Below are 18,731 nucleotides of genomic sequence, written 5' to 3'. Positions count from 1 at the left end.
CCTCATCACAGAAGCGAAAATGCCTCAAAAACTCATCCCAAATCATCGCACGATAAATTCAAAACAGCTTCTAAGAAACTGCTTCTTAATCCCTATTTTGTATAAATCAGATCTTGTATCCCCATTCATCAAGAGCAAATCCCCAGTGCTTTTCCACCAGCTCTACTGTTTCCGGCTTATACTGGTATTTGTTCTTCTTATAGCCTTTCTTCTTGTTGACGTATGCCTCAATGGCAGGACGTGCTTCTTCGAATCCAGGAAGAGAAAGTTTCTGATAGATTTCCTGCGTCAGGTCGAACGCGTTCTTTTCATAATCCTCGAAACGCACCTCTACCAGGTTGCCCTCAGGAATGAAATGCTTGTCAGCCTCATATTTGTGATAGAGCTTGTCGTACACCGTGAGGATGTTCTGCTGCAACTCTTCAGGACTGATGTCTTGAAGTTGGAGAGGTTTGATGGTATTGGTGAAGAAACTCCGGGTAGACTCGAATACCGTATACGGATTACGCATTAAATAGATAAACTTGGCATTGGGAAACATCTTCACCAATTCCTTCACGCGGCCTGTGTGAGGGGGATTCTTACTGAGAAACTGGGTGCCTCCAGTGTTCCAGAGCGAAATTTTGATAAGCTTGGTAAAAGTTTCCTCAAACACTTTCAACTCAGCATCCGTGACATCTTCGAAAAGCAAATACTTATCGGCATACTCTTGCATGTGCTTGGGCAGGAACCAAAAGTTATAATACGTATAAGGCATCATATTAGTAAGGGCGAACTCTTCCTCCTGAGGCAGGTCAACGGCAAGCTCCATGTTATCGGTAGGACGCTTGTCAGGCATTAGCCAGCTCATGTTTTTCTTAAAGAAAGGTTGCCCCCACATCATCAGATGCGGGAATACGGTTTGGTAGGTAGTGTTATAACCAAAATGTTTGTCACATGAAAAAACATTGTGCATAAAGGTGGTTCCGCTGCGCCAGTGCCCTAAAATGAATACCGGATCATGTTCGAGCGGCTTCTGTGCCAGGAGGCTTGCATACTTCTTATCCTGCAAGGGTTTCAATACAGAAAGCAGACGGCACACTGCTTTTGTCAGACGGAACTTTCCCCGATAAGCAGAACCGATGGCACGCCCTTTGGTTATTTCGTTGAATGTCTTCCAGTCGGCACCTACCAAGGTGTTAACCGGCAATTTGCTAAATTCTAATAAGCCCATATTGTAAATGAAGAATTAAGAATGAAGAACTAAGAATGATGTGAACCAGTCAAAATTCTTCATTCTTAATTCTTCATTCTTCATTAAAAACTTATTTCTTTATCTCTATTGCGTATCCACGGCGTTCCAATTCTTTTGCAATGGTTTCGATGGCATCATAGTGTTCGGGAGCAATCCCTAACTTAGGCAGGTCAAGTACTGGAATTTCCATCGTAGTATGCATGTCCTTGTCGTCTACCTTGCCGATAATCATGCCAGCTGCACTGGTATTGTTGGTTATCGGATCGATAAGAATGAACGCCCCCGTCGCCTTATTGCAGGCATAAGGGTCGAAGAAAAGCTCTTTCGATGACGTGAACACCACGTGAGCTATCTGGTTCAGCTCCAAAGGCAGTGTTTCTTTTGTCAACTGTCCATTTTCAATTGAAAGGTGTTCCATCGTGTTGACATCCACCTTGTACTTGATACTATCAATGCGTGTGCGGCTGGTATTGGTAGTTTGTTTCAGGAAGAACGATTTTTCCATATCCATCTTTTCTTCGTCCATCCAGACAAGCATCGCCTCAAAGTTACGTCCTACCAACGGCATATTGTCAGGATGCACCAGCATTTCGCCACGTGACACATCTATTTCGTCCTCCAAGGTCAGAGTGACCGACATAGGCGGATAAGCATAATCGCATTCTCCATCAGAAGCATAGATTGCCTTTACACGGGTTTTCTTCCCCGAAGGCAATGCCATCACTTCATCTCCTTTGCGCACGATGCCCGAAGCCACTTTGGATGAAAATCCGCGGAAATCGAGATTAGGACGCAAGACGTATTGCACAGGATAACGGAAATCTTTCAAATTATGGTCGTTACCAATGTGCACGGTTTCAAGATATTCCAACAAGGAAGGACCTGCGTACCACGGAGTACGTGCCGATTTTTCGACCACATTATCTCCATCAAGTGCCGAAAGTGGAATACAAGTCACATCAGGCACACCCAATGGAGCGATGAATGCTTTATAATCCGCCACTATTTTATCAAATATTTCTTCCGAAAAATCTACAAGATCCATCTTGTTCACCGCCAATACCACGTGTTTGATGCCTAATAAGGAAACAAGATAAGAGTGGCGGCGGGTTTGGGTAATGACTCCGGCACGTGCATCAACAAGAATAACCGCCAGATTAGCGGTAGAGCCTCCGGTAATCATATTGCGCGTGTATTGCTCGTGCCCCGGAGTGTCGGCAATGATAAATTTACGGTTGTTGGTAGAGAAATAGCGGTAAGCAACATCAATGGTAATCCCCTGCTCGCGTTCTGCTTTCAACCCGTCGAGCAACAAAGCATAATCAATGTGCTCACCGGCATTCCCCACACGTTTGCTGTCGCGTTCCAATGCCACAAGCTGGTCTTCGTAAATCTTCTTGCTATCGAAAAGCAAGCGTCCGATAAGAGTAGACTTTCCATCGTCTACCGAACCGGCAGTAAGGAACCTTAACAGGTCTTTCTCCTCATCTTTTTTCAGAAACTCTTCAATTGACATACGGCCTCTGGCTTCGCCTTCCATCGGGTTTCCTGATTTGGTTTTATCTATTTCTTCCATTTTTCTTCAATTAATAATTAACAATTAATAGTTAATAACGGTACATGAATAGGTAATGAACAACAAACGAATGTAGGAATCGTTATTAATTATTCATTATTAATTATTCATTTAAAAGTATCCTTCCCGTTTCTTCTCTTCCATACTTGCGTCCTGGTCGAAGTCTATAACACGGGTTGTGCGTTCGCTCTTGGTGGTGGTCATCATTTCCTCCACAATCTTCTCTATGGTATCGGCATCGCTTTCAATAGCCCCTGTAAGCGGCCAGCACCCCAAAGTACGGAAACGGATTTTCCGCATTTCAATCTTATCGCGGTATTTCTCGGGCAGACGGTCATCATCAGGCATAATAAGCTGCCCGTCAATATTTACTACCGGACGTTCCTTGGCGAAATACAAAGGCACAATAGGTATCTTTTCCAAACGGATATATTGCCAGATATCCAGTTCTGTCCAGTTGCTCAAAGGAAAGACCCGGATGCTTTCCCCTTTACGGATACGAGTATTGTAGATGTCCCACAGTTCGGGACGCTGGTTCTTGGGATCCCACTGATGGAATTCGTTACGGAAAGAGAAGATGCGTTCCTTGGCACGTGATTTTTCCTCATCACGGCGTGCTCCTCCGAAAGCAGCATCAAACTTATATTTATCAAGAGCGTGAAGCAACGCTTGCGTCTTCATCAAGTCTGTATGTACCTTACTTCCGTGAGTAAAGGGACCTACTCCGGCACGGAATGCTTCCATATTACTTTCCACAATAAGTTTCCAGCCGTGTTCTTTGGCATATGTATCACGAAACTGAAGCATTTCCTTAAATTTCCATTTCGAATCAATGTGCATCAATGGAAAGGGCGCTTTGCCCGGAGCAAAGGCTTTTTCGGCAAGGCGCACCATTACCGACGAATCTTTTCCGATACTGTACAGCATCACCGGGTTTTCAAATTCGGAAGCCACCTCACGAATGATATGAATAGACTCGGCTTCGAGTTCTTTCAAGTGGCTCAAGTTGTATTCTTCTTGCATAATTTATAATGTTTGCTTTTTCTTTTTTTCATTCCTTACTCAGAGGGGCGGACACTTTGGGCAAAATCAAGTGCAGGAGCTGGTTCACTGATTCTTCGAGCGAAAACTTCGAAGTATCGAGCGAAAGTGCCGGATGTTGAGGTGCTTCAAACGGAGCCGAAACCCCTGTAAACTCCTTGATTTCCCCACGACGTGCCTTGGCATACAAGCCTTTCACATCACGCCGCTCGCATTCTTCTATCGGCGTACTGACATAAACTTCCACAAAATCATCCGCACCAATGATATGTGCTGCCATTTCACGAAGTTCATTGTTCGGACTGATAAATGCGGCAATGGTAATAATACCTGTATCAACAAACAACTTGCCAACTTCGGCTATGCGACGGATATTCTCTACCCTGTCTTCTGGCGAAAAGCCCAAATTATTGTTGATTCCACTCCGGATATTGTCCCCATCAAGGATGCGGCAAAGCAATCCTCGTTGTTGCAGTTCACGTTCAAGCGCAATGGCAAGAGTACTCTTACCCGACCCACTCAGTCCGGTAAACCAAATCATCAATCCACGTTGCCCCAGCAGTTTCTCCTTGTCAGCACGGGACAGCATCTTGTCGAATATAGGATAAATGTTGTTCATTTATTATCTTTCTGTTTACTATCTATATAGCCGGACATTAAAGATATGCAGATTTATCTGAAAGACAAGCCCTTCGGATATAACGTTTCCGCATCTCTTTCGTCCGCATTGAAAATCACACTTGTACAAAAGGCCATATCAGCGGGATAAGACCTACCGATAAAATCATCACAATCAAATCCATCGGAAGACCAATCTTCAAGAAATCGGTAAACCGATAATTACCGGCTCCCTGCACAATCAAGTTAGTCTGATAACCGATGGGGGTAGCAAAACCTGCCGATGCAGCAATGCAGATAGCGATGAAGAAAGGCATCGGATCTACGTTGAATTCTGCAGCCGTTTCCAGCGCAAGCGGAAAGGCAAGTGCTGCTGCAGCATTGTTCGTTACCAGTTCGGTAATAACCAGTGTGACAAAATAAAGCAACGCCAAAGCTCCCCAAGCTCCCAACGAACCAGACACATCTTTAATAAAATTGGCTATCAACGCCGCCAGTCCGGATTCTTCCATCGCCGCACTGATAGCAAAGGCACAAGCTATGGTGATAAGTATGTCCCAACTGATATATTTAGTATATTTTTTCGGAGGAAATATCTTAAGCCAAGCCATCACCACAGCCGTAACCGATGCAAAGAAAAACATGTCCATCTTCACACCGGGAAAACGTTCCTGAAAATAAGGAAGCTCACCGATAGTAGCACCGATAATCATAATCAGCAAAAGCGCCAATGCCGTCCATTTCTTCCACCCAGGCATCGGACGCGAAGGTATCTCCTGCCCATTAGTCATCATCAGGAAAACGGAAGAATCTCCCCACGCCTTGGTAAACTCATCATCAGCAAGCAATACCAGTGTGTCACCTTCCTGCAACCTCACTTCACCCAAGTTCTTGGTGATAACCTGGCCTCCCTGGCGTATTTCCTTGATATCAGCCCCATAACGACGTTTAAAATCAAAATTCTTCAACTTGCGCTTCAAACCAGGAAAACGTGATGCCAACACCACTTCTACTATATGCTGTCCTTTCACTTCCGCCGCATCTGCCTCTTCTTCCTCAAAATTATCGGGCCGTTCGGCTGGAAGCAGTTTCTTCGAAGTAAACAAAATGAAAAGAAGTCCGGCTATTGTGATGGGAATGCCAATATAGGCAAGATCGAACATCTTCAACCCCGGCAAACCACGGTCAATCATCATACCGTGAACCACCAGATTGGTAGATGTTCCGATAAGTGTACACAACCCACCCAAAATCGTAGCATACGACAAAGGAATGAGGAACTTGGTACACGATAGCCCAACTTTTTTTGCCCAGTTTTTCACAATAGGTGCAAAGATAACCACTACTGGAGTATTGTTAAGGAAAGCCGAAAAAGCACTAACAACAGGCAACAGACGCAACTGTGCCTGCATTACCGACATTTTCCGTTCGGGCAACAATTTCTTAATGACCGTGGCAAGTGCACCACTTTGGCGCACACCTTCACTCACCAGAAACAACAAAGCTACCGTTATCATGCCACGATTGCTAAATCCGGCAACCATCTGTTTGGGAGTGATAATACCTGCCGCCATAAACACCACGACCAATGACAACAGTACAATGCCCGGACGCATTTTATCCAAGATAAGCGCAACGAGCATCCCTATCAGCCCCAGCAACACAAAAAGTATTTCAAAATTCATAGTCTTGAAAAGTTTATTTTTAATTCAGAAGTCATGTCTCGCCGGAATCAGAAGCAACAAAAGACCAATACTTCAGAGTGACTGATATCCGACTCCCCTTTAATTTTCCACATAGTTCCCTTTAACTTCCAATATAATTCCGTTCGGCTTCCAAATATAACTCCGTTTAACGACCAATACAAGGATAAGCGATAAACCACGGATTCAACAAATCTTCTTTATTATACCGAAGGGGAAGATTTGTCTCAGCCTGATACACTTCACCTCCTGCTGCACGTACAATAGCGTGTCCGGCTGCTGTATCCCATTCCATTGTAGGTGCAAATCGGGGATAGACATCTGCTTTACCTTCGGCTATGAGGCAAAGTTTCAACGAGCTTCCTTTCGACACGGTTTGTACTTCGGTATATTTCTTTTTCATTTCATCGATAAAATGCTCGGTTTCAGCATTGAGATGCGAACGCGAAGCCACGACAACAAATGTACCGTATGTCCGCCCATCCGGGTAAGGCAAACGTTGTGCACGTCCTATCAGGCTCTCTAGTGTATCCTCTGGATTCAAACGGGCAACGTGTTCCAGTTTATAAGCCCCCAAAACCTCATCAGCAAAATACAGCTCTTCCCTGACCGGTATATATATCACTCCAGCCTCAGGACGTCCGTCTTTCACAAAAGCAATATTTACCGTAAATTCTCCATTACGCTTGATAAACTCTTTGGTACCGTCCAAAGGATCTACCACCCACAATTCATTCCAGCCTCTTCGCTCGGCAACAGGTATTTCTTTACCTTCCTCGCTCAACACAGGATAAGGCAATGCCGACAATTCCTGCACAATAATCTGATGCGACTTGCGGTCGGCTATCGTCAAAGGCGAATTGTCAGCTTTCCGTTCCACCTCGAAATCTGCGTTCGGGTCGGTATATACTTCCATAATAGCAGCCCCGGCTTTCAAAGATGCCTGTATGGCTACAAATAGTCTGTTTTTATCCATATTGTCTTAAATTGCCGTAAAATAACGGCTTTTTATCCATATTATATTGGTTGATATTTCATTTTTTCTGTCCGCGTACTTACATTATAACTTCTTTTATGACTTCGGAGCCCGCTTCAAGTCGCTTGCCTGATGCCAAAGCCGCCACATATAATAAGCACAATGGGTAAAAGCAAAGACAAAAGAAATGACCAGCAAAGTCTTGTCGGCTTCCCAACCTACAGTCTGCTGGTGCCATAAACCAGTAATTACACTCAGCACAGCCAGCACCAGTCCTAAGATATTCAATACCGTATCGCCTTTACGATAAACCCTTCCTGGTTCCAGTTTACTGTGTTTTCTTCCATAACTGACATAGATATCCAATCCTATCAACATCCAAAGAACCAACCGAATCCACGTGTCGGCCGGTAGAAAACACATCATACACAAACAGGTAAGGATACCCATAATGGGCACAAAAGGAACCCACGGCGTCTTGAATGCACGATGCACATCAGGCATCGTCTTACGCACAATCAGCACAGCAGCACAAACCAATGTAAAAGCAAGCAAGGTACCGATACTGGTCATTTCGCCTGCCACTTGGGCAGGAACAAAACCGGCAAGCAAGCTTACCACTACCATAAACAGGAAATTACTATGTACCGGTGTACGGAAACGTGTATTGATACGAGAAAAAAAAGGAGGCAACAAACCATCGCGGCTCATACTGAGAAACACACGGCTCTGACCAAGTAAAGTAACCATAATCACCGAACAATAACCAAAAAGAATGGCAAGTACAATTGCCTTATTCAGCCACGGGTAAGCAGGCATTATCACCCCCTGCGCATTGGCATATCCCATCTGCTCGATAGCCACAGCTACCGGAGCGATGCCTTCCTGACCTTTGAAATCTGTATAATGAGCTACCCCCGTCATCACATGGGCAAAAAGAATGTACAATATCGTACAGACGAGCAAAGATACCAGAATACCAATAGGCATATCGCGCTTGGGATTCTTCGTTTCTTGTGCCGCAGTACTTACCGCGTCGAATCCCAGGAAAGCAAAGAACACAATGGCTGCCCCCCGCAAAATACCCGACCATCCGAACTCACCCAGTTTTCCGGTATTTTCAGGTATGTATGGCACATAATTATCTGCCTGAATGAACTTCCAACCCAAAATGACAAAAACCAGAATCACACTGATTTTCAAAAATACAATCAATCCGTTGAAAAACGAACTGCCCGCCGTCCCTCGCATCAGAATAAGGCTCATCAATACCACAATCACCATGGCAGGTATATTGACTATGCCCCCATCCCACGGACAAGCAGTCAATGTATGGGGCAAATCAATGCCTGCTCCTTGCAGAAAGACCACCAGATAACGGCTCCAACTGATACTGACCGTAGTAGCAGCCACAGTATATTCCAACACCAGGTCCCATCCGATAATCCAAGCTATCAGTTCTCCCATAGTGGCATACGAATAAGTATAAGCACTACCTGCCACCGGAATCATTGAGGCAAATTCGGCATAACAAAGCCCGGCAAAACAGCATCCTATCGCAGCTATGATAAACGAAAGCGTAATAGCAGGTCCCGTATATTCCGAAGCCACTGTCCCTGTAATAGAAAACAGCCCGGCTCCGATAATCACGCCTACCCCCAAAGCCACCAGACTGACCGGTCCCAATACCCGTTTCAGGGTCTTATTTCCTGTCTGCCCGGCTTCTTCCTGCAGGGCATCTATGCTTTTTCTGACGAATAATCCTTCCATTTCTTGCAAGTTGCATATTGATTTTAGGATGCAAACATACAAAAAAACCGTGAGTTGAGGAAAAAGAAGTCAAACTTTACACCACACAATAAACTTTAAGGAGTATTTTCCTCTTCTTTCCGCATGCTGAACTCGCACCCGCAATATTGCTGGTTATAGAAATCATATTCCTTGATAATCTGGATGCGGCGTTCGCTCAACCCGCCTTTCCGCCAGTTCTTGTTCCACCACGTCACGTCGGGATAAGGTTCTACGGCATAGCGTCCGGCTTCGTTAATCTGGTCCAAGCTCTTCCAACGTGAAGAAGCAAGCGTAGTAGTAATCACCGTAAAACCGTGTTCATGGGCATAACGTGCCGTATCACGCAAACGCAACCTGAAACATTGCAGGCAACGCCCTCCCCTTTCCGGCTCCCCTTCCAAGCCACGAACCGCACAACGCCACGCCTCGTGGTCGTAATCGGCATCGATGATATCCAAGCCCAACGCCTGTGCATAACGGGTACATTCCTCTTTCCGGATCCGGTATTCCTCTTCCGGATAAATGTTCGGATTGCAATAATAAATGGTAGGGCGTACCCCGTGCTGCATCAGGCATTCAATAATTGCCGATGAACAAGGCGCACAACATGTATGCAGCAATACCTGTCCGGCATTGCCCGGCACTTCCCAGTCTTCTTTTTTCTTTTTCATACTTTTTAATGAAGTGACGAGGTGACAAGGTAACGAGTTGACAAGGTCCTAAATAGTTCTACCTATGTATCTAAAGCCTTGCCACCTTGTCAACTCGTGACCTTGTTACCTAAAAAACAACGGAGCCAGCCATTCGGGCACTTCCACCCCCTGCTCCTTGATATTCTCCAGACAAGCTTTTCCTTTCCGCGTAAGCGTGAAATACATCTGGCGTTTGTCCTGCTCGCCCAGCTTGCGTGCCAGCAAGCCCTTATCCTCTACCGAACGGATAACCTTCGAAGCATGCGACGAAGTCAATCCCGTACAAGAGATAATGGTTCCTGCCGTCACGGTTTCCGCTCCCACACTACACAACACCATCGCCTCGTTGAGCGACACCCCGTAAGCTTCCTCCAGCCGGTTCTCCAGTTCGGAAAGCCCCTTCAGCAAGTCGCGCATCACACATATACATTGTATCTTTTCCATAATCAAATAAACAGATTCATATTTGCCTCACCGGCCCGGTCCATATAGGTCGCCACGCCACCTATCGTCACACAGTCGAGCAGTTCCTCACGCTTTATTCCCATCACGTCCATCGACATCTGGCAAGCTATGAACTCCACCCCGTTGGCAATGGCTTGCTGGCGGAGCGATTCGAGCGAGTCCACTCCCTTTTGCTTCATGACATACCGCATCATCTTCGAACCGATTCCGCCCATATTCATTTTCGAGAGCTTCAGCTTCCGCGAATCAGAAGGCAGCATCATGCCGAACATCTTGCCGAAAATATCCTTCCGTACCTTCGGCTTTTGTTCCTTCTTAATGGCATTCAGTCCCCAAAACGTAAAGAAGACGGTCACCTTCTCACCCGTAGCAGCCGCTCCGTTTGCGAGTACAAAAGTAGCTAAAGTTTTATCAAGGTCATCACTGAAAAGAATAAAAGTTTTGCCTTTCCCGCCAACTGCCGTTTTCTGTCCTACGGCAGGAACCGCCTGGGCTTTCTCTATCCGCACCCGATACACTCCGTTTTCTTCCGTTTTCGAAAGGAAACGATTACCTGTCGTACGGCACCACGCTTCTGCATCACGTGGAAATCCGGCATCGGTAGCACTTACCTCCAGACATTGTCCGGGCTGCAACGCTTCCATTCCTTGCTTCAGCTTCAGTATCGGTCCGGGGCACTGCACGCCGCATGCATTGACCTTTATCACCTTGTCTGGCTGCATATCCGTTCCAGAATCTTTTTCCCCGCCAGCCGAAACACAAGCGGTGCCTTCCGAAGGCAGTTCCACCGGTGTCACGGCAGCCTTATACGTCTTAATGCCTCCGGCCAGATTGCGCACCTCTTTAAATCCATGGCCTTTCAGGATATTGCTTGCCAGATAGCCACGCAACCCTACACCGCAATACACCCACACCGGCTTATCCCGCGGTATCTCATCCAGATGCTCCCGCAATTCATCCAACGGCATATTAACAGCCCCCGGAATGGCTCCTAACTCAAATTCATCTTGGGTACGCACATCCACCAAAGTCACCCGACTCAGGTCGGCATCCCTCAATTCGCGCCAATACAGCGGTGTCATCTTTCCGCTCAGGATATTTCCGGCTACGTAACCGGCTATTGCCACCGGGTCTTTTGCCGAAGAAAAAGGAGGTGCATACGCATGTTCCAGCCGGGTCAGGTCGTACACCGTTCCGCCTTGCTTGATAACCAGGGCAAACTCGTCAATCCGTTTGTCTACCCCGTCATATCCTACTATCTGCGCCCCGTACAGCTTTCCGTCTTGGGGCGAAAAGACTACTTTAACCGCCATTTGCAACGCACCCGGATAATAACCGGCATGAGAAGCCGAATGCGTCGTAGAAGAAAGGTAAGCAATTCCCATTTGCTTCAAACGCTTGGCAGGCAAGCCGGCAGATGCCACGGTCATATCGAACACCTTGGCTATGGACGTACCTATGGAACCTTCATACACAGCCTTGTTCCCGAATACGATGTTGTCCGCCACGATGCGTGCCTGACGGTTTGCCGGACCGGCAAGAAAATTCAGCCACGGCTTTCCCGTAACGGGATGCGGAAACTCTATCGCATCCCCCACGGCATAAACAGCCTCATCCGAAGTCTGCAGATATTCATTCACATAAATGCCTTTCATCTCGCCCAGCTTCAATCCTGCTTCCGAGGCAAGGCGCGTTTCGGCACGCACTCCGATAGACAATATCACCATATCCACCTGCAAGCGGATACCCGACTTGAAGGTCACTCCTAAGCCCGCATCCGTCCGTTCGAACGCCTCTACCGCCTGCCCTAAATACAGCTTCACCCCTTTTTGCATCAAATGTCCGTGCACCAGCGAAGCCATCGAATAGTCGATAGGTCCCATCACTTGGTCTGCCATCTCTACCACCGAGACCTCTACTCCGGCATGCACCAGGTTTTCCGCCATCTCCAACCCGATAAAGCCTCCGCCTACAATCGCCGCGCGTTTCACCTGCTTTTCGTCCAAGTATCGCTTGATACGGTCGGTATCGGTTACATTCCGCAAGGTAAAGATGCCTTCCGAATCGATACCTTTCAAAGGCGGACGCACGGGCGACGCCCCCGGCGAAAGCAAGAGTTTGTCATAGCTTTCCCGATACACTTTCCCCTCGGCAGTACGGACCGTCACTTCCTTCCGCTCCCGGTCGATAGCCGTCACTTCCGAAAGCGTGCGCACATCGATGTTAAACCGCTTCCCGAACGCTTCGGGCGTCTGTACGAAAAGCCGTTCGCGTTCCTCGATAACCCCACCTATATAATAAGGTAATCCACAATTGGCATACGAAATATAAGCTCCCTTCTCGAACAGGATAATTTCGGCTTCTTCGGTATTTCTACGGATGCGGGCAGCTGCTGTGGCTCCTCCCGCTACTCCTCCTACAATAAGAATCTTCATACGTCTTTTTATTTTTCGTTTACATTATTTTCCATTGGAAACTTTTGCAAATAAACAATAAACTTTCATCAATACAAAATTTCCAATGGAAAATATTTATCAAGTTAACAATTATTAGGCAGCTCTGCTTATAAGAAATGCTGCCTACAGATGAAAACTGATATATAGGAAAAGGGGAAGCCCGCCACATTGAAAATGAAGATATACTTCGTTTGCCGATGAAGTATATCTTCGTTTTCAGAGGGTATATATTATGCCCGAATGCGGATTCATATTATATGGAAGTATAAAACCACCCTAAATGGAAAGAGAGCCTATTTTTTTGCTGATATCTTGCAAGGCAAAACGAAGCGTCTGCATTTCTTCATCCGTAAAACGACACACCTTGCCGTGCACCACATTACCGTTCAACCGTTGCGAGAACCATGCCTTCGACTTTTTAAAATAAGTTTCAGCGATATATTTGAATGAAATCATGTCTGAAATGCTTTTAACCACCTGCAAGGTCTCAAGCCCTTTATTAACTTCATCCACTCCTGTTCCTATGTCTTCCAACATCAATGACACATACTCACCGATTAGTTTTTTATCTTCTTCCGATGTATATACACCTTCCATACGATCCAAACGTTCGTCAAAAGCAGGTGTGCCAAGCTCATCACGTAACAGTTCCAGTTCTTGTTTCAAATTCTTCTCCATATTATTTTAATTTAAGAAAGGAGGGAGGTCCCCCTCTGTAAGTTCTATTTTTTCTTTAATTCTTCAAGTTCTCTTTTTGCCTTGATGATACCATCTAAGAAGCTGTTTTGAATTTATCGTGCGATGATTTGGGATGAGTTTTTGAGGCATTTTCGCTTCTGTGATAAGGAAGATAGCGGGCTATCTGACGAAGAACAGGAGCGGAAAGGACCAAAAAATCGCCCAAAGCACACACGAAAACGGATACATCAAGCCAAGAAAAACTTTTTGGAGAAATTCAAAACAGCTTCTAAGTATTCATCAATCTTTTGATTCGCTTTTTCATCGGCTAATCCCATTCGTTTTAACCGTTGTACTTGCCGGATTGCTTGTTCCAGTCGGACAATGTGCAATTCCAGCTTTTCAATTTCTTTCTCCATTATCGATTTGCATTATTGATACAACAAAAATAGATAAACTTTCGTTTATCAACAAATATTTCAGTCACTATTTTACATCACAATGAGAGAAAGTTCTGGTTAGGAAGCCTTCGAACCTCCATACATTCATCCGATGAAACAAATGATTTCCTTTGTTCCATTGAATTGCTTTTATATTCCACAGCGTGGAATGTACGTTCCAGCCCATGGAATATACGTTCCACGCCGCGGAATATACGTTTCAGCCCGTGGAATATAAAACTAAGTCTGTTTCTTGCCCATTGCCATCCGGCCGAAAACAGATATGCAACCAGCCGGAAACACGAATCCGGCAACGTGTGTTAATCCGGTCAAACAGGCACAGAATGCATTCAAACGGCATTTTGAAAGATTTGTGCATGTGATTTGCACGATTATAGATTTGTTTTAATTTATGATTTCTCTATATTTGCAAACGTAATTAACTTTAAAATAAATCGCATGAAGAAACATTTCTTAAATCTGGCACTATGGGCACTCCTACCAATGAGCCTATGTGTGACGGGATGTAGTGACGATGACACTTATCCCGATGTAGACGGGCAAACACCAGTTGCCGAAATGAACACCTTGCACATCCAGTCAGCAGCGGGACGTACCTTTACCATTGAAGGCAGACTGACCGATGCGGATGGAATCTCAACCATCCAGCTGCAATGTGCGGACTTGTACTTAAACAAAACCATTGATTTAATTGAAATCTATGGAAAGCCTCAAACGGAGTACGACTTGAGTTACAGCTTTACAACGGCAAACGATGAGTTGGGCGAAAGCTTTACCATTAATGTTACCATTACAGACGTAGGCGGACGTTCCACCTCACAAGAAGTATTGGTTACAATGGACGGAGACTTCGAGAATCCGACATTTACTGTCAGACCATCTTCCGACCTTACGGTGCTTATTGCAGCAGAGACAGGTTTTACGTTAAATTTCTCAGTAACAGATGACCGTGCATTGGATTATGTGACGATCAATATCCCCAGTATTCCCGAATTTGAGAACTTCCAAGTTGACGCTGCCGGACAATCATCAATTGATGTATCTGAACGCATTGTTTTCCCCAGCGAAGAAGCTACCTACGAAATGACGGTAACAGCCGTGGATGCGGTAGGCAACCAGACTGTAGTGACCAGTACGATTAATGTATCGGAGATGCAGAACTTCCCGAAGATGTATTTGGCTGATGTAGCTACAACCGCTGAACTGAACAGCGATGTCTTTGGCGTTCCCATGCTTATTAATCACCCTGCCGAATACCAATATCGGGCACGTTATTATAATAAAGAAGCCGGTACCGAAATCTTCTTCTTGCCACAGAAAACAGATTTTGCTCCGATTTGCTTCGGTATTGACCCGAATGATGAAACGAAGTTGACGTATGATCCGGAAACTGCATTGCCTATTGTACTGGACGAGGCAGGTGTATATTATGAAATAGACTTTAATGTACTGGATTTGACATACTCAATGCGTACTTATTCGGTAGATGAGGCTACAGACCCCATTAACTATGAGTACGGCACTAATACTTTCTGGGATGCGAACGCACAAGAATATATCAATTTCTATATTGGTTGGGGCGGTTCTCCTCAAGATGCCGGCAATCATCTGTTCGTACAAGACGCTGATAACCCACATTTGTTCTACTATCCTGCTACAGGTGAAAGATGGACACAAGAAGCCGGTGAAATGAACTTTATCATCACAAACTACCATCCGGCAGGCTGGTGGGATAACGTAGAATGGCGTTGTGACGACTCGGCAAATCCAGAGAAATTCGGTTATTTCAGTAAGGCGAATAATGTGAATCCAAATTGGGAAGGAACCAACCAGCGTTGGGAAGATGGTACTGTCGTCGGCGACAACTGGGTAAAACCTGTTGTTACAATCGGCGGAAACTACCGCTTTGAATTCGATGCACATTTGGGACGTGGTAAGATTGTTCCGGCTAATTAATATTGTAACTTTAAAATCGAAAATATGAAACAACTATTATTTTTATGCTGCTTTACGCTGATTAGTCTTTGTGGATTTTCCCAACAGATTACGGTGAAAGGTATTGTGACCTCGGCAAGCGACAATTTGGGACTTATCGGAGCCACGGTACAGATTAAAGGTACAACCACAGGTACCATTACAGGATTAGACGGTGACTATACATTAGATAATGTAGCATCGGATGCCGTATTGGTATTCTCCTCTGTTGGTTACGAAACACAGGAAATACCGGTCAACGGACGCACCACCATTAATTTGGTGATGAAAGAAGCTTCTGAATTGCTGGATGAAGTCGTAGTCATCGGTTACGGTGCCGTAAAGAAGAGCGACTTGACCAGTTCTATCTCTACCGTAAAGAGCGAAGACATCACCCAGACCGTTACGGGCAATGCCATGGACGCTTTGCAAGGTAAGGTAAACGGTGTGCAAGTAACCAGTGCCGGTAGTCCGGGTGCAACGCCGAAAGTATTAATCCGTGGCGTCACCACCGTCAACGGTTCCGACCCGCTCTACGTAGTCGACGGTATGCCGATTAGCGGCAACATCAATTTCTTGAACAGCAACGACATCGAGTCAATGCAAGTATTGAAGGACGCTTCGGCAGCCGCTATCTACGGTACACGTGCATCAAACGGTGTAATCCTGATTACCACCAAGAAAGGCAAAGCCGGACAAACCCGCGTGAACTTTACCGCTTCGGTAGGTTTCCAGACCATTTCGAAACCCAACGTTGCCGGTCCTTCCGAATACAAAGACGTGTATAACACCCGCTATACAAATGACGGCTTGACTTCGAACTGGAACGACACGGGTGCAACGACCAATCCGGGCGGAACAGACTGGTGGGATACCGTAGTCAACAAAGCTGCCTTGACTCAAAACTATTCGTTGAGCGTATCAGGCGGTACAGACAAATTGGTGTACAACTTCAGCTTGGGTTACTACCGCAGCAACTCTCAGTTTGATGTAGGTTACTGGGACAAGCTGAACGCCCGTTTGAATACCGAATATACCTTTAATAAATATGTGAAGTTCGGATTCGACATCGCTCCGCGTATGGAATCGTGGGACGATACCCCTAACCAATTCTCTTCTGCCATGGCAATGGACCCGACTACTCCGGTATTCCGTCCCGAAGACCAATGGGAAGACAATGTGTACAACAACTACCAACGTTCGTACAACAACCAGACTTGGAACCCTGCCGGTTCATTGGCGCGTGCGAATGACCATTCACGTGAAATGGGTGCTATCATCAACACCTATTTGCAAATCAACCCGATTGAAAAGCTGACCTTGCGTACCCAGTTCGGTGCCAACGCACACTACCGCCGTACCGATCACTTCGTGCCGCAGTTCTATATGGATGCTTTGGAAAAACAAGACTTGAGCGACATTTCCCGTCAGTCACAAGAATGGCTGGACTGGAACTGGACCAATACAGCGACATACATTGATACCTTTGCCGAGAAGCATAACCTCAACGTAATGGCAGGTTTCACCGCAGAACGCTATGCATGGTACAATGTACAGGCAACCCGCGACAACGTACCTAATAACTTGGATCAGATGCAAGAAGTGAATGCCGGTGACCCGACCACGGCAGAAGGTTTTGGTGAAACTACCTTCAACACGCTGGTCTCTTTCTTGGGACGTGTGATGTATAACTACGACAACCGTTACTACATCTCCGCATCCCTCCGTGCCGATGGCTCTTCACGGTTCCCTTCAGGCAATAAATACGCTCTCTTCCCGGCCGTATCTGCATCGTGGCGCATCACGGCTGAAGAATTTATGCAAGATCAAGAAATCTTCAACGACTTGAAACTCCGTGGAGGTTGGGGACGCGTAGGTAACCAAGCCATTGATAACGATGCTACCGTAACATTACTTGACCAAACCCAATATGCTTACGGTGGAAGCATCACGAACGGTTATTTCGTTTCATCAATCGGTAACACAGACCTGAAATGGGAAACCGTAGAAGACTGGAACGTAGGTATCGACATGTCATTGTTGAACTCACGCCTGGGCGTTACCTTCGAATACTTCCAAAAGAAGTCAAAAGACATGTTGTATCAGAAACAAACTCCGCTGTACATCGGTTACCCGAACTGGAACAGTACCGTATGGATGAACATCGGTAGCATGCAGGCTCGCGGTTGGGAATTGGGACTGAGCTGGCGCGACCAAATCGGCAAAGACTTCTCGTATGACATCGGCGTGAACCTGTCTACCGTACGCAACAAAGCCATCAAGTTCTCGGGTGACGGTCCGATTTATACCGGAGGTTTCAACAGCGACTCTATCATCCGCAACGAAGACGGCGGTCTGATTTCACGCTTCTATGGATATGTAGCCGACGGCTTGTTCCAAAACTGGGAAGAAGTGTACGCACATACCGATGAACACGGGACGTTGATTCAACCGGACGCACAACCGGGTGACATCCGTTTCAAAGACTTGGACCACAACGGCGTATTGGATGCCAATGATAAGGCATTTATCGGCAATCCGTATCCCGACCTGATGATGGGTATCAACATCGGTCTGCGCTACAAACGCATTGATTTTGCCGCTAACTTCTACGGCACTTTCGGAAATGATATTTTCAATATCACCAAAGGCTTGTATTCAGGTGCTAACGGTCAGAACGTATGGGCAGGCACTTTGCAAGAAGCATGGCACGGCGAAGGCACCAGCAACGACATTCCACGCCTGTCGTACAGTGACCTGAATTTGAACTACAACCGTGTTTCCAGTTTCTACGTAGAAGACGGTTCGTACATGCGTTGTAAATTGCTGCAGATTGGCTATACCTTGCCCGAAAAATGGGTAGGCGGTTCTCAACTGCGCATTTCGTTCTCGGCTCAGAACCCGTTCACCATCACCGGTTATTCGGGTATGGACCCCGAACGTCCGATGGCAGACGGTACAACCGACAGTTCAGGTAGCGTAATCAATACCGGTATCGATAACACCGCTTATCCGAATCCGCGTACATTCTTGTTCGGCATTGACTTTAAATTTTAATAACTGACA

14 protein-coding genes are annotated in these 18,731 nt (G+C 46.0%); 3 read left to right on the top strand and 11 right to left on the bottom strand.

Annotation, left to right across the window (positions count from 1 at the left end):
* Nucleotides 1–106 precede the first annotated feature (106 nt).
* The 11 genes from H9625_RS12710 to H9625_RS12660 all read right to left on the bottom strand — a co-directional run bounded on the left by H9625_RS12710 (nt 107) and on the right by H9625_RS12660 (nt 13,230).
* The gene (locus H9625_RS12710; protein ID WP_087209167.1) at nt 107–1,213 is read right to left on the bottom strand and encodes a sulfotransferase family protein; all 1,107 of its coding nucleotides are present in this window, start codon (nt 1,211–1,213) and stop codon (nt 107–109) included.
* A 91-nt stretch (nt 1,214–1,304) separates the two neighbouring features.
* The gene (cysN, locus tag H9625_RS12705; RefSeq protein WP_022041011.1) at nt 1,305–2,810 is read right to left on the bottom strand and encodes a sulfate adenylyltransferase subunit CysN; all 1,506 of its coding nucleotides are present in this window, start codon (nt 2,808–2,810) and stop codon (nt 1,305–1,307) included.
* A gap of 111 nt (nt 2,811–2,921) precedes the next feature.
* On the bottom strand, nt 2,922–3,833 hold the full coding sequence (gene cysD, locus H9625_RS12700) for a sulfate adenylyltransferase subunit CysD (RefSeq protein ID WP_022041010.1): 912 nt from the start codon (nt 3,831–3,833) through the stop codon (nt 2,922–2,924).
* Nucleotides 3,834–3,861: 28 nt separating this feature from the next.
* A complete protein-coding gene (cysC, locus tag H9625_RS12695; protein WP_087247143.1) occupies nt 3,862–4,470 on the bottom strand; it encodes an adenylyl-sulfate kinase in 609 nt (202 codons plus the stop codon).
* A gap of 115 nt (nt 4,471–4,585) precedes the next feature.
* Nucleotides 4,586–6,154 (bottom strand): SLC13 family permease, encoded by a 1,569-nt coding sequence (locus tag H9625_RS12690; RefSeq protein WP_022041008.1) that lies wholly within the window; start codon nt 6,152–6,154, stop codon nt 4,586–4,588.
* 166 nt (nt 6,155–6,320) lie between these two features.
* Complete coding sequence (cysQ, locus tag H9625_RS12685; protein WP_087209173.1) at nt 6,321–7,148, bottom strand: 3'(2'),5'-bisphosphate nucleotidase CysQ; 828 nt, start codon at nt 7,146–7,148, stop codon at nt 6,321–6,323.
* A 96-nt stretch (nt 7,149–7,244) separates the two neighbouring features.
* Nucleotides 7,245–8,918 (bottom strand): amino acid permease, encoded by a 1,674-nt coding sequence (locus H9625_RS12680; RefSeq protein ID WP_087396419.1) that lies wholly within the window; start codon nt 8,916–8,918, stop codon nt 7,245–7,247.
* Nucleotides 8,919–9,013: 95 nt separating this feature from the next.
* A complete protein-coding gene (locus H9625_RS12675; protein ID WP_191764661.1) occupies nt 9,014–9,610 on the bottom strand; it encodes an epoxyqueuosine reductase QueH in 597 nt (198 codons plus the stop codon).
* 105 nt (nt 9,611–9,715) lie between these two features.
* The gene (locus H9625_RS12670; RefSeq protein WP_087209182.1) at nt 9,716–10,075 is read right to left on the bottom strand and encodes a winged helix DNA-binding protein; all 360 of its coding nucleotides are present in this window, start codon (nt 10,073–10,075) and stop codon (nt 9,716–9,718) included.
* A gap of 2 nt (nt 10,076–10,077) precedes the next feature.
* On the bottom strand, nt 10,078–12,531 hold the full coding sequence (locus H9625_RS12665) for an FAD-dependent oxidoreductase (protein WP_191764659.1): 2,454 nt from the start codon (nt 12,529–12,531) through the stop codon (nt 10,078–10,080).
* A gap of 297 nt (nt 12,532–12,828) precedes the next feature.
* Nucleotides 12,829–13,230, bottom strand: a complete 402-nt coding sequence (locus H9625_RS12660; RefSeq protein WP_013617506.1) for a DUF5053 domain-containing protein — start codon at nt 13,228–13,230, stop codon at nt 12,829–12,831.
* A 123-nt stretch (nt 13,231–13,353) separates the two neighbouring features.
* Between H9625_RS12660 and H9625_RS12655 the strand changes: the two genes are divergently transcribed.
* From H9625_RS12655 to H9625_RS12645, 3 genes are all read left to right on the top strand, one after another.
* A complete protein-coding gene (locus H9625_RS12655) occupies nt 13,354–13,542 on the top strand; it encodes a hypothetical protein (RefSeq protein WP_191764657.1) in 189 nt (62 codons plus the stop codon).
* 587 nt (nt 13,543–14,129) lie between these two features.
* Nucleotides 14,130–15,647 (top strand): hypothetical protein, encoded by a 1,518-nt coding sequence (locus H9625_RS12650; protein WP_191764655.1) that lies wholly within the window; start codon nt 14,130–14,132, stop codon nt 15,645–15,647.
* A gap of 24 nt (nt 15,648–15,671) precedes the next feature.
* A complete protein-coding gene (locus H9625_RS12645; RefSeq protein WP_191764653.1) occupies nt 15,672–18,722 on the top strand; it encodes a SusC/RagA family TonB-linked outer membrane protein in 3,051 nt (1,016 codons plus the stop codon).
* Nucleotides 18,723–18,731 lie beyond the last annotated feature (9 nt).

It is taken from the genome of Phocaeicola intestinalis, assembly GCF_014837065.1.
Classification (GTDB): Bacteria; Bacteroidota; Bacteroidia; order Bacteroidales; family Bacteroidaceae; genus Phocaeicola; species Phocaeicola intestinalis.
This window is presented reverse-complemented; position numbering and strand designations above follow the sequence as displayed.

Excerpts from the sequence above, each read along its gene's own strand:
- cysD (WP_022041010.1), bottom strand. The coding sequence starts at position 3,833 with ATGCAAGAAGAATACAACTTGAGCCACTTGAAAGAACTCGAAGCCGAG.
- cysC (WP_087247143.1), bottom strand. The coding sequence starts at position 4,470 with ATGAACAACATTTATCCTATATTCGACAAGATGCTGTCCCGTGCTGAC.
- H9625_RS12665 (WP_191764659.1), bottom strand. The coding sequence starts at position 12,531 with ATGAAGATTCTTATTGTAGGAGGAGTAGCGGGAGGAGCCACAGCAGCT.
- H9625_RS12660 (WP_013617506.1), bottom strand. The coding sequence starts at position 13,230 with ATGGAGAAGAATTTGAAACAAGAACTGGAACTGTTACGTGATGAGCTT.
- H9625_RS12655 (WP_191764657.1), top strand. The coding sequence starts at position 13,354 with ATGATTTGGGATGAGTTTTTGAGGCATTTTCGCTTCTGTGATAAGGAA.
- H9625_RS12670 (WP_087209182.1), bottom strand. The coding sequence starts at position 10,075 with ATGGAAAAGATACAATGTATATGTGTGATGCGCGACTTGCTGAAGGGG.
- H9625_RS12645 (WP_191764653.1), top strand. The coding sequence starts at position 15,672 with ATGAAACAACTATTATTTTTATGCTGCTTTACGCTGATTAGTCTTTGT.
- H9625_RS12710 (WP_087209167.1), bottom strand. The coding sequence starts at position 1,213 with ATGGGCTTATTAGAATTTAGCAAATTGCCGGTTAACACCTTGGTAGGT.
- H9625_RS12650 (WP_191764655.1), top strand. The coding sequence starts at position 14,130 with ATGAAGAAACATTTCTTAAATCTGGCACTATGGGCACTCCTACCAATG.
- cysQ (WP_087209173.1), bottom strand. The coding sequence starts at position 7,148 with ATGGATAAAAACAGACTATTTGTAGCCATACAGGCATCTTTGAAAGCC.
- H9625_RS12680 (WP_087396419.1), bottom strand. The coding sequence starts at position 8,918 with ATGGAAGGATTATTCGTCAGAAAAAGCATAGATGCCCTGCAGGAAGAA.
- H9625_RS12690 (WP_022041008.1), bottom strand. The coding sequence starts at position 6,154 with ATGAATTTTGAAATACTTTTTGTGTTGCTGGGGCTGATAGGGATGCTC.
- H9625_RS12675 (WP_191764661.1), bottom strand. The coding sequence starts at position 9,610 with ATGAAAAAGAAAAAAGAAGACTGGGAAGTGCCGGGCAATGCCGGACAG.
- cysN (WP_022041011.1), bottom strand. The coding sequence starts at position 2,810 with ATGGAAGAAATAGATAAAACCAAATCAGGAAACCCGATGGAAGGCGAA.